General features: G+C 64.3%; 9 protein-coding genes. 3 read left to right on the forward strand and 6 right to left on the reverse strand.

The window, feature by feature from the left end; genetic code table 11:
* Positions 1 to 174 precede the first annotated feature (174 nt).
* Positions 175 to 3,531, forward strand: a complete 3,357-nt coding sequence (locus tag E1832_RS23130) for a calcium-binding protein (RefSeq protein ID WP_133360213.1) — start codon at positions 175 to 177, stop codon at positions 3,529 to 3,531.
* A 667-nt stretch (positions 3,532 to 4,198) separates the two neighbouring features.
* On the opposite strand, the gene E1832_RS23260 is transcribed toward E1832_RS23130, so the two are convergent.
* A complete protein-coding gene (locus E1832_RS23260; RefSeq protein WP_133360214.1) occupies positions 4,199 to 4,651 on the reverse strand; it encodes an ATP-binding domain-containing protein in 453 nt (150 codons plus the stop codon).
* A gap of 133 nt (positions 4,652 to 4,784) precedes the next feature.
* Here E1832_RS23260 and E1832_RS13070 point away from each other — a divergent pair, with 133 nt between their 5' ends.
* On the forward strand, positions 4,785 to 5,234 hold the full coding sequence (locus E1832_RS13070) for a MarR family winged helix-turn-helix transcriptional regulator (RefSeq protein ID WP_165978875.1): 450 nt from the start codon (positions 4,785 to 4,787) through the stop codon (positions 5,232 to 5,234).
* Positions 5,227 to 6,972 (forward strand): GMC family oxidoreductase, encoded by a 1,746-nt coding sequence (locus E1832_RS13075; RefSeq protein WP_165978876.1) that lies wholly within the window; start codon positions 5,227 to 5,229, stop codon positions 6,970 to 6,972. Before E1832_RS13070 ends, E1832_RS13075 begins: the two co-directional genes overlap by 8 nt.
* A 48-nt stretch (positions 6,973 to 7,020) precedes the next feature.
* Here E1832_RS13075 and E1832_RS13080 read toward each other — a convergent pair whose 3' ends face one another.
* The 5 genes from E1832_RS13080 to E1832_RS13100 form a co-directional block, all read right to left on the reverse strand.
* On the reverse strand, positions 7,021 to 7,371 hold the full coding sequence (locus E1832_RS13080) for a hydroxyisourate hydrolase (RefSeq protein WP_133360217.1): 351 nt from the start codon (positions 7,369 to 7,371) through the stop codon (positions 7,021 to 7,023).
* Positions 7,368 to 9,092: a thiamine pyrophosphate-binding protein gene (locus E1832_RS13085; RefSeq protein ID WP_133360218.1), complete on the reverse strand. Its 1,725-nt coding sequence runs from the start codon at positions 9,090 to 9,092 to the stop codon at positions 7,368 to 7,370. The genes E1832_RS13080 and E1832_RS13085 overlap by 4 nt, the downstream gene beginning before the upstream one ends.
* 159 nt (positions 9,093 to 9,251) lie before the next feature.
* The gene (locus tag E1832_RS13090) at positions 9,252 to 10,226 is read right to left on the reverse strand and encodes a tripartite tricarboxylate transporter substrate binding protein (RefSeq protein ID WP_133360219.1); all 975 of its coding nucleotides are present in this window, start codon (positions 10,224 to 10,226) and stop codon (positions 9,252 to 9,254) included.
* Positions 10,223 to 11,743: a tripartite tricarboxylate transporter permease gene (locus E1832_RS13095; protein ID WP_133360220.1), complete on the reverse strand. Its 1,521-nt coding sequence runs from the start codon at positions 11,741 to 11,743 to the stop codon at positions 10,223 to 10,225. Before E1832_RS13095 ends, E1832_RS13090 begins: the two co-directional genes overlap by 4 nt.
* Before the next feature lie 9 nt (positions 11,744 to 11,752).
* On the reverse strand, positions 11,753 to 12,190 hold the full coding sequence (locus E1832_RS13100) for a hypothetical protein (protein WP_133360221.1): 438 nt from the start codon (positions 12,188 to 12,190) through the stop codon (positions 11,753 to 11,755).
* Between the last annotated feature and the right edge of the window lie 47 nt (positions 12,191 to 12,237).

Genomic DNA, 12,237 nt, shown 5'->3' on the forward strand with positions numbered 1-12,237 from the left:
CTAAAAAAATCTACAAATCTAACAATCCTACAACAATCGCCTCCGACAACCGGCGTCGACTACCGATCCCGGTAACCGGCCCCGAGGAATGACGAAGCGGGGCCGGACCGTCCGGAGGGTCGGCTGCGCATCGGTTGCGCAGGGTCCTGAGAGTGGAATTTAGAGGACATCGCGATGGCGCTTGGAACGTTGGACATTATCGGGCTTGCGGATACGGCCTACGGGCTGATCGAGGATCTGGTCGATCACGGATCGACCGAGGATTTCTGGGGCTCGTTCACCGACAGCAATGAGGCGATCATCAGCAAGCTGGACGAGATCAGCGCCAAGCTGGACGAAGCCGTCACCGAATTGCGCACCACCATCGGGTACGAGATCGAGGATGTTCAGCAACAGAACCTGCTGAGTGCGCTGGCCCGTGCCGAAAATGCGCGCGACCTGCTGTCAAGCGCCGGGACAAGCGATGCGGTCGATCCCAGCACGATCATTTCCGACGCCTCACATGCCTTCCGCGATGTGCTGGCCCAGGCCAAGGCGATTACAGATCCCTCCTATGGAACGGTGCAGGCCGGATCGGTGATCCTGTCCAGTTTCGCGGTCAGCTACGCGCTCAGCTCCCGGCTGGCCGTGGCGGCGACTTTCGAGGCGGATGAAGTCTCGGCAAACAAGATCACCCGCCAGATCGACGATGCGGCCGAGTTCTTCGAAAACCTGCCCACGGTGATCACGGATCTGGCGCAAGCTTCGACCACGATCGAGATCGTCAAGCATTCGGAGACCCACGACGTCGTCTACAACGTCAACGTCTACACCGGACAGGAAGCGACCCACACACTGACATACAGCTACTACACGCTGGATGCGTCGTTCCAATTCGGCGTCGAAACCGTCAAGCAGTCCGTTTCGACCTATAGTGAAGCGGACTTGGCAAACGCCATCGAGCGGGTCAAGGGCATCAAGGAGACTTACCCAAGCCCCGATGACCTGAAGGAGGTCAGCACGGGGCTCACCTTGGACAACCACGCGCTGCCCGAGTCCTTCGATTTTCCTGGCCGACCGGATTACTCTAAAAACTTGATCTTCGTGAACCTCACGACGGCTGACGGCAAAGCGCTGGCCGAACGTTATTTCGAAAAGGCGCTGATCAGCGAAGCGCTGAGCAAGGCTGGGCTTGGGGTCGATGGCAGCGCCAGTCTGGACCTGGCCGCCAAGTACCGAACCCTGACCGATGGCAAGGAGCTGGTGGCCTTCGAGGCGCCGGGTGTGTCGAACGATGCCGAACTGCACGGCACCGCTGGCAATGACCTGCTCGTTGGCAAGGGCGGCAACGATATCATCTGGGGCTATGGTGACAGCGATCTGATCCGCGGCGGCGGCGGCAACGACCTCTTGATCGGCGGCGACGGAGAGGATCGGCTGATCGGCGGCACAGGTGACGATAGCCTCGCAGGCGGTGCGGGCGATGATGCGCTGGAACCCGGCGCCGGCAACGACAGGGTCGTTGGCGGTGGCGGGTTCGATGTGGTTCGCATGGAAGGCAACCGCGAGGACTTTAATCTGACGTACACCCATACGGTGAAAACTTCCGTCAGTGCGGACAACGGTCACGAATTAATCATGGAGTTCACGGGACCAACCGGCGAGGTTGACCAGTTGTCTTATGTTGAGCGTGTGTTCTTCGACGACGCAACGCTGAACGTTCTTTACGGCACCAGCGGCGTTGACGGCGCGGGGCGGGACACCATCAAGGGCGATTTCGAACTGGTGGTCCGTGTCGATGAGGACGGCACCAAGCACTATCGCAAATTCGCGAGCGACGACCTGATCTTTGCCGGCGATGAAACCGGGAGCAAAGGCCCTGCGACGGGAGATGTGATTCACTCCGGCGGAGGGGACGATATCGTGCATGCGGGGGCCGGTAACGATCTGGTCGAGGCGGGTACAGGCAATGACCTCGTGTACGGCGGAGCCGGCGCGGACCGTCTATATGGTGGGGTTGGTAAAGACACGCTCTTCGGCGGCGATGGCAATGACGCTCTGTACGGCGGAGCTGGAGACGACGTTTTCGACGGAGGTGCAGGCGTGGACTATGTCCACTTCCAAGCGTCCGATAGCCGTTACTTGCCTCTGTCCGACGCGCGCTTTGCCTATTCCTTCGCGGAGGGTGCCTTTCTCGTCGAAATGTCGGACGGGACGGACACCTTGCGCGATATCGACAGGATCCGCTTCGCCGATCAGACCGGTATCGTTGTGGTCGATGAGGATGGCAGCTTTCCCAAGATAGACGTGAGCCCGTTTTCGTTCGGTCTCGTCTTTGTCGGCGACGGCGATGACACGGTGATCGGCACCAGCGGCGACGACTTGCTGGTTGGCGGCGCAGGTGACGATGAGATCGACGGCGGCGGCGGCGATGGCGATATCGCCGCGTTCTCGGGGCTCAGCACCGCCTATTCTATTACCTCGGAAGACGGCAAGTCCGTGATCGTCGAGGGGCCGGATGGGCGCGATGTTCTGCGGGGCATCGAAGTCCTGCAATTCGATGACAAGACCATCCCGTTGAATGTGATTGCCGGAACGCCCGACAGGGATACGCTGACGGGCACCGGTGACGACGACATTCTGGTCGGGCGCGGCGGCAACGACAGGCTGATCGGCAGGGACGGAAACGACATGCTGTTTGGCGGCGCCGGCGACGACATCGTCTACGGCGGCGCCGGCGCCGATGTCATGGTCGATGGTGCGGGCAGCGATTTCTATGATGGCGGCACCCCCGACGACCGCGTGGTCTTTTCCGGCCTTCGGGCCGATTTCACGTTCCTTGAACCGGCGGGCGACTATCACGGCAATCACGGGCACCGTGTCAGCCACCATGGCCAGATCGACGAGCTTGTAGAGGTCGGCTGGCTGATCTTCGACGATGCCGAAATGCGCGTCCATTTCGACCGTTCCGACACCGACGCGGCGACAGGCGACCGTAGTGCTGAAGTCTTCTTTGGCTATGACGGCGCCGACAAGCTGATCGGCCGTGGTGGTGACGACGTGGTGTTTGGCAATGACGGAGATGACGGGATCTTGGCTGGCAGGGGCAACGACACGGCCCATGGCGGGCTCGGCGATGACACCGTCAAGATGGGCGCCGGCAGGGACCTGGCGACAGGCGGTCGCGGCAATGACACGCTGATCGGCGGAAGGGGCAATGACAAGTTGATTGGCGGGGCACAGGGCGACTTGCTTGCAGGCGGCAAGGGGAAAGACATGCTCACCGGTGGCGCGGGAGACGACGTGCTGCGCGGTGGCACGGGAAAGGATACCTTTTTCTTTGATGGTGCCTTGGACGAAGGCAGCGACCGCATCCGCGATTTCGACGCTGCCGCCGATACGATTGCGATATCCGGGGTGTCATCGCCGGATGTCACGCTCGATGTGACAACCACCGGTCGGACGACCCTCGATCTGGGGCACGGTACCACGATTGATCTGGGGTTGCTGGATCCGGGGGCATTCACCGTGGACGATATCCTGTTCGTTTGAGATGATGGCGATGTGATTGAGCGGCCCCGTTGCGAAGCAGGACAACGGAGCCGCCCCTTGTTGTGTCGCCCCTCTGGGCCGGCAATGCGCTGTCCGCGTCAGTATGCAAAGATGCCGTAAGCGGACTTGATGCCGGACACTCGTTGCCCGAGCACGCTGCAAAGATGGGCACTCGGGAACTGCATTTGGACCAGGCATGATGTGGCAGCCAATGCGCTGACTATGGACGGAAGCATCATCCCGGCATGGGCAAACCTCAATGCAATCGCAAAAAGCATGGCCCAGCAAGAAAAGGTGACCGGCCAGTGGTCCGCTGCATCTCCCCTCCATTGCGGTAGGAGGTCATTTTATCATGGGGAACGGTGCTTGACAGATCACGCCCCATTACGGAAGCAGGCTTCCTGCGCATTGCTGCCGTTGGTGGAGGGAGCAGCATGCGTGGTCAGGTGTTTGGGTCGGTGAATGGCTGCTTTCGCGTTGGTGGGATGCGCCCCGCGCGCTTGCAGCGAATTCACACTTCCCGCCCGACGTGTCGAAGTACGCGAACGGCCCTAAGCGACCGTTTGCGATATTCATGGCGAACGGCCGGTATGCCGTCCAGAGCAGATAATGCAGTTCAAGGCATCAGGCGAAAGGCCAAGACAGGATCGTAGTGGTGGGCTGCAGCCTATCCCTCTACCAGAGGCTTCTCCTTGCGGGGCCGAACCAGCAGCACGAAACTGCGTGCCCGCGTGATGCCGACGCGTAGGAGTCGCCGCGACGGGGCGAAGCCGGGCGCCTCGTGCCCAAGAAGGAAGTGACTTGAGTGAATGCTTTCCACCATTACCACACCATCGAATTCTTTCCCTTTCGATTTGTGCATGGTCATGAGCGAGACACCCTTCGGATCACGCTCAAGCCAATTAGCTTTTCTTGGTCGAGCACGCTGCGGATTATGCGTGCTGCGCCTTCGTAGGTCGCGCGCTCCATCCAGCGCCCAGCCAGGGCAGTGGCAAGCGTGTCGGACGTGACCCGCGCGGAACAGTCTCACCATGCGCGCATCTTGGAAGATGGCTTTCAGGTGGCTTTGAGGCTGTGACCGTCCTCTTTTGTGGATCGTTGTAGACCCACCTTGGTACATCAATGCCGTCGGGGGGCAGTCACAGCATCAGAGTCTATCAGAGCCGTAGAAAGAGTTCTTCAATTAAGTTGTTGGCACAACATTGTATAAGCAATTAATGTAGTGCAAACGCTCTGTACTACGGAACATGCTTATGACGGGAAAGAATATCGAAAACCTCATCATTTACCACATTCACAGGATTTCCCGTCAGTGGGGCCGACAGAGTGCAAATCTCTACGAACGTGAATTCGGATTGAAACTGTCAGAGGTATGGGTGCTTCAACTGATTGGCGACTTTCCGGATACGACCATCTCGCAACTTACCGGACATTCCCACATGGACAAGGCTGCGATCAGCCGCGCGGTCAGCGGGCTGGAACGGAAAAAGCTGGTGACCAGACTGGCCCAGCCGGACGACCGGCGGCTCATTCGGCTGGCCCTCTCCGCCGCCGGGCAAGAGGTCTATGCAAAGGTCGTTCCGTTACGGGAAGGGCGCCAGAAGCGCCTTGAGGCACGCCTGGACGCCGGCGATCGCGCCGCGCTGTTCCGGGCTTTCGACAAGATCTATGCGCAGCTTGGTTCGGAGGTCGCCGATGATTGATGCACGGCTCAGAGGAAGAACGCCTGAAGGACAGGTCGCCCGGTTCGCCGGGCTGGATGGCTGTTTTTTCGATTATGCGGTGATTGGCGCGGGCGTGGCCGGCTGCGTTCTGGCCTCGCGTCTGTCGGAAAACCCGTCGAAAAGGGTTCTGCTGATCGAGGCTGGAGAGGACATGGCCCCGGGGCAGGAACCCCCCGATGTCCTGGATCCGCTGCCGATCTCCTTCGGCATCCCGGAACTGTCCTGGGCCGGTCTCAAAGCCGAGGTCGGGGTCAGCGCTGCTCATGGCGGCACCCCGCGGTCGCGGCGGTTTCTGCAGGGCCGCGGCGTTGGCGGCGGATCGCTGATCAACGGGTCGATCGCGTTTCGCGGCCAGCCTGACGATTATGATCGCTGGGCCGCACGGGGTGCCACCGGCTGGGCCTGGGAGGACGTGCTGCCCTATTTCCGCAGGCTGGAGGATGATGCGGATTGCAATGGCCCGATGCACGGTCAGGCGGGGCCGGTGACGATCCGGCGAGAGGGACTGGAAAGCTGGAGCGCCTTCAGTCGCGCGCTGGCCGAGGGGGCGAAACGGGAAGGATACGCCGCGCTGGCCGATTACAATGGCGAATTCGGCGACGGCTACGGCCAGGTTCCGATGACCAACCTGCCCCATCGCCGCATCACGGCCGCCAGCGCCTATCTGTCGGCAGAGGTGCGCCGGCGGTCCAACCTGACGATCCTGCCGGAAACCGAGGTTCAACGCGTGCTGTTGGACGGGCGCCGGGTAACCGGCGTTCGGATCAGTCGCGCCGGGGCGGTCGCCGAACTTTCTGTGCGGGAGGTGATCCTCTCCGCCGGAGGCATCTTCTCGCCGCTTCTGCTGCAAGCCTCCGGCATCGGCCCGGCAGGGTTCTTGCGGGGGCAAGGAATTGCCCCGGTCCTCGACCTGCCCGGAGTCGGTGCGGGGCTCAAGAACCACCCCAAGATCGAACTGGCGGTTCATCTGCCCGATGCCAGCCGGCAAGCGGCGGGGTTCCGCGCAATCGGCGAGATCTGCCTGCGCTATTCGTCCAGAATAGGCGCCAGCCAGCCGCATGACATGGGGCTGATGGCGATCAGCAAAAGCTCCTGGCACGCCATCGGCCAGCAGGTAGGGGCGCTGAGCGTGGCGCTGTACGATCCGCGCTCGACCGGCGAGGTCCGCATCGCCGGGTCGGGAGAGCCGCTCAGCGCCGCAAGGGTCACCTTCAACCTGCTGGATCATCAGGAGGATTTCGCGCGAATGGTCGACGGCCTCGATTTCGCGCTGCGGCTGCTGGAGCCGATGCGGGACGCGGGCGTCATCAACGATGTCTTCCTGCCCGATCCTCAGATGGTGGGGCGGTTCCAGCCCCGAACGCTTTCCAACCGCCTTGCCACTGCCGCGATCAACCCGATGCTCAAGCTCGGCCCCGTCCGGAAGGCGGCGCTGGGGCGCTCGATCCTGGACCTGGCCGCGCTACGCAGCTCTGACGGGATGCGGCGCGCGCTGATCGCGGAGGCCACCGGCATGTCGCATCACGTCTGCTCGACCTGCGCGATGGGGGGTGAGGGCGACCCCGCCGCCGTACTGGACCCGCAGTGCCGGGTGCGCGGGATCAAGGGGCTGAGGGTCGCTGATGCTTCGGCCTTTCCGGACATTGTGCGGGCCGGAATGTACATTCCTGTGATGATGCTGGCCGAAAGGGCCGCCGATCTGATCCTTAGGGGCTGACCGGCGGCGGCGGGGCGCGGCCGTCCCCGTCGCGCTCGCTCAGGCCGGTCACGCCGACCACCAGCACGAGAAGCTGTTGGGCGACAGCATGACCGGGGCGTGGTAATGCCCCTGCCGTTCGGGAATCCGCATCCGGATCGCCATCTCCTCGACCACCTGCGGCGCACTGCGGGGGATTTCCCGACCCAGCCAGAAGCCGCCGTTGCTGATGATGAGTTCCAACCGGCCGTCCGCCGCGACGCGTTCCGAGGCGATCTCGCATTGCAGCCGTCCGCCGGCGTCGGTTTCGCCGACAAAGAGAGGCTCTCCGCCGGCTTGATTCCGCAGTTCGATGCCGACACCGGAGGCATGGGTGCCGTCGGTGCCGTTGAGGATATGGGTGGTGAATTTCAGCGTCATTCGATCGAGGCCTTGTCGCGCTTGTCCGAGGTGGCGGCGATGATCGGGCTGATCACGCCGCGAGTCTTGACGTTGATGCAGGCTGGCTTGCCGCTGGCGATGCCGCGTTTGACGGCGGCCGCGATGTCCTCGCGCCGAGTCACCAACTCGCCATAGCCGCCCAGCCCCTCGACCATACGATGGAAGGGAATGTCGCGGAAGTCGGTGGCGAAATGCTGACCGTTCTTGAACAACCGCTCCTGCTGCTGGCTGATCGCGTCGAGCCCGCCGTTGTTGTCGATCACCACGGTGATCGGCAGCCCCTCCTGGAAGCAGGTCTCGATCGAGAGCCCGCCGGCAAGGAAGGCGCCATCGCCCGAAATCAGCACCACGTTGGAGCCGCGGTCGAGGTTCTTGGCCGACATGGCGAAGGGCACCCCGCAGCCGAGCATGGAGTTGATGCCGGGATTCAGCATCCCCGCCAGCCGACCGCCGCGCCAGCCGATCATATTGACCGCGATCTCGGTCCAGAAATGGGTGTTGCCGCCGTCGAAGATCAGCCAGTCCCGCGGCCCCATCGCCCTTTGCACCTCCAGTGCCAGGTCCAGCGGGTGCACCTTGGCGCCTGCTTCCTTCGCTGTCTCGGCAGCGAGGTCGTTTTCCCATTGCTCGACCCATGCGCCGCGCCGCGCGCGCTGCTGGTCGAACCATTGCGGCCAGGCCCGGCCGATGCCCGCCAGCGCCTCGCAGAAGGCGCCCGGATCGCTCAGCAGCAGCTCGTCGGCGGGGCGGTTGAACTCCAGCTCTTCGTTGCTGCCGTTGATGCAGATGACCCGGGTCGAAGCGGGGAAGAACGGAGCGTTCCCGAAGTTCAGCGTGTTGTCCAGCTTACCACCGATCACCAGCACCAGATCGCTTTCGGTGATCGCGGGTTTCGAGGGCGGGTACTGGTGGAAATCGGCGAGCCCCATCCAGGGTTCGGCATCCTCGCCCATCAGCTTGCGGTGGCCGGGCTGGCCGTAGACCGGCAGGCGCAGCGCCCGCGCCGCCGCCTCCAACGCTTTCTCGCCGCCCGACCACCAGACCGAATGGCCCGCGATGATCACCGGCCGTTCAGCCGCCCTGACCTGTGCCAGCACGCGGTCGAGCGCGGCAGGCTCCGGCCAGGCGCGGGCGGGCGGGCGGGCCCCGTGGTCGAGCGGGCGCTCCTCGCGGCCCGCATCCTCGGGGAAGGAGGAGAACATGATATCCACCGGCACGCTCAGATGCACCGCGCCGGGATAGCCGGAGGTCGCCATGGTCCAGGCCCGGTCGACATATTCGCCGATCCGCGCGCCGTCGCGCACCTGCACCGAATATTTCACCAGCGGTGCGGCGATGGCGACGTCGTCGATCTCCTTGAAGCCGCCGGCATTCTCGCGCTTCAGCGTCGAGGAGGAGGTGATGAAGAGGATCGGGCTGCGCTCTCCCAGCGCCTCCATCATCGCCGGCACCGCGTTGGCGAAGCCCTCGGGGCCCACGAAACAGACCGCAGGCTTGCGGGTGATCCGGGTATGGCCGTCGGCCAGATGGCCCGCCACCTGCTCGTGCGGCGTGTTGATCACTGGGATCTGGCATTCCATCATCCCCTCCAGCGCCGGGTTGCAGAACCCGCCGGAGAGGGTGAAGACGTGATCCACCCCTTTTTCCTTCAACGCGCGGGCCAGGATGGCGCCGCCGCGGATGCGTGTCATGTCCTTCATGTGTCAGTCCTTCCGTAGGGTTCGGGCACGGCTCCGCCAGGGCGGGTGCCGTGCCCGCCGGGACTGGACAGGATCCGAGCCGGTTTCAGGGGTCTGGGATGGGGGCGGCCTTCAGACCCGGCCCGCTGCGCAAGGCGGGCCGGGGGACTGCGGCCGCGGTTATTGCGGTTCGATACCGGCGGCCTTCATGATCGCCAGATTGCTTTCAAGCTGGGTGTACATCTCTTCACGCGCCTGCGCCGCGTCGCGGTAGTCGATCGGGGCGAACATGCTGGCTGCGACCTCGCGGAAACCTTCGTTCCCGGCCACATCGGCCAGCATGTCCGACAGCTTGGCCAGCACGTCCTCGGGCAGGCCTTTCGGCGCGATCAGAACGGTTTGCAGATCCATACCGATGGGAATGCCGAGTTCGTTGATGGTGGGAACGTCCGGGCTGCCGATGTTGCGCCGCGCGGTGAGCGCCGCGATCACCTTCATCTGGTCGGGATAGCGGTGGTGGATGCCGCCCGAATAGGCCAGCATCGCCTGCCCGCCGAGCAGCGCGTTGATCACGCCCTGGCCGCCGTTGACCGGCAGGATGCCGATATCGAGATCATTGGCGCGGGCGATCTCGGTGGCGAAAAACCGGGTCGAGGCCGAGACCGGCGCGTAGAGCGTGCCGGGGTTGGCGCGCACATAGTCCAGCATGCCCTGGAAATCGTCGAACGGCGCCGAGGCCGGGGCGACCAGCGCGGAGTCGAAGCTGGTGAGCATCCCGGCATAGTCGAAATCGTCGATCGAGAATGGCACCACCTTTTGCAGCGCCGGGGTCAGGGTGATCGTCTGCGACGGGTTGAACTGCAACGAGTAGCCGTCCGCCGGCATCGCCCGGAGCCCGGCGAGCGCGACGCCGCCCGCTGCGCCGGGCTTGTTGATCACATTGACCGGCACGCCCAGCTCTTCCGACATCGCGGTGGCCAGCGCCCGGCCCAGCAGGTCGCTCTGGCCGCCGGGGTTGAAGCCGATATAGAGCGAGATCAGCTTTTCCGGCCATTCCGCCAGCGCCGGCCCGGCGCCGAGGCCCAGCGCCATCGCCGCGGCCACGACCGCACCCTTAAGCGCGTCGTGGATATTCAGTTTCATTGGCAGTTTCATTGCGTTTTCTCCTCCGATGAATTGAGACGTTTGCCGTTCGCCCGTGCCGCCTTGCCGAAGCGCCAGACGGCCGCCGCCGTCAGCAGCAGGAAGATCAGCGCCAACGGATGTTCGATCAGCCGCGCCGGCTCTCCGTGCAGGATGCGGATCGACTGCCGAAGGCTGAGCTCGACGGCCGGCCCGACGACGAAGCCGATCAGGAAGTTGACCACCGAAAAACCGAGCCGGAGCATCAGCACGCCGAGCACGGCGAAGACCACCATGACCTGGATGCCGAACACCCCGCCGCCCTCGATCCAGGCGCCGACGGCGCAGAGGAACAAGACGCTGGGCACGATGACCCGGATCGGCACCAGGGTGATGCGGGCGAAAAAGCCCTGGAAAACCAGGCCGATGATCAGAAGCGCCAGGCTGGCCGCGATCATCGCGGCATAAATGCCGCCGACCAGCCGCGGCTGCTGCGCGAACATCAGCGGCCCCGGCGCCAGCCCGTGCAGCATGAAGGCGCCGATCAGGATGGCGGCGATGACGCTGCCCGGGATGCCGAGGGCGAACAGCGGGATCAGGCTGGCCGGCACCACCGCGTTGTCGGCGCTTTCCGCCGCGGCGACCCCCTCGATGGCGCCCTTGCCGAAGCGTTCGGGTGTCTTCGAGCGGCTGCGCGCCACGCCGTAGGACAGGAAGGAGCCGACGCTTGCCCCCAGGCCGGGCAGGATGCCGATGATCACCCCGATGCCGGTGCCGCGCAGGATCGAGGGGGCGGCGCGGCGCCAGTCCTCTGCGGTCACGCTGTTCTGTTCGCGGCCCTTGCCGATCTGCATCGTGCGGGTCTGGCTGTCGATGCCGTGGCGGTTGCCCGCCTGCAGGATCATCTCGGACACCGCCAGCATGCCGATGGCCATTGGGATCAGCGGGATGCCGTCGAACAGCCGGTATTCGCCGAAGGTCAGCCGCGGCAGGCCGGTTTCGATCTCCAGCCCGACGGTGGCCGCGAGAATGCCCAGCAGCGCCGCGATGATGCCCTTGGGCAGCGAAGCCGCCGACAGCCCGCCGACGAAGGTCAGCGAGAAGACGAGGATGGCAAAGATATCGACCGGCCCGATCAGCAGCGCGTAGGAGGCGATCGGTTCGGCCAGCACCACCAGAACGATGGTCGCGCTGAGATCGCCGATCACCGAGGAGAACAGCGCCATCTTCAGCGCCTTGCCCGCCTTGCCCTGCCGCGCCAGCGGATAGCCGTCGAGCGCGGTGGGCGCCGAGGACGGCTCGCCCGGGACGTTGAGCAGGATGGCGGAGACTGCGCTGCCCGCGGCGCTGCCCTTGGCGATGCCCAGCAGGAAGGCGATGGCCGGCAGCGCCGGCAGCGTGAAGGTCAGCGGGATGGCGATGGCCACCGCAGTGGCCTTGCCCAGACCCGGCAGGGCCCCCACCAGGTAGCCGATGCCGACCCCGGCGAAGATCCAGAACAGGGTGGCGGGGGTGAGGATGTCCGTCAGGCCGAGGAAAATCTGGTCCATTTCGTCACCTCAACCGATCGAACTGCCGAGGATGACATAGATCAGCACATAGCCCAGAAGCAGCATACCCCCGGTCAGTGCCGACAGCATCACCGGGTTGCGTTCGCCCATCAGCAGACCTCCGCCGGAGACCAGAAGCGCGCCGGCGCCAAGCGGCCCGACGAAGGGCAGCAGCCAGGTCGCGCCCAGCATCAGGGCGGGAACCGCGATCAGCGCCAGAAGCTCGGAGCGGGCGATCCGGTCGATGCCCGCGCTGTGGCCGCGCGCGGCGCGGACCAGGATCACCAGCGCCAGCGCCAGGATGCCCCAGAGCGCCGCCTGCGGCACCAACCGGGGCGACAGGGCGCCGCCGAATCCCTCGGGGATCTGCGCGGGCACGACGAGGAACAACGCCGCGGCCACGAAACAGATCAGGATCGAAGCGATCAGAATGTCGGCTTTTTGCACGTCGCCCTCCCAGTACAACGCAGGTCCCTGTGCCGGATGCTCTCCTC

Source organism: Antarcticimicrobium luteum, from assembly GCF_004358185.1.
GTDB classification, from domain to species: Bacteria; Pseudomonadota; Alphaproteobacteria; order Rhodobacterales; family Rhodobacteraceae; genus Antarcticimicrobium; species Antarcticimicrobium luteum.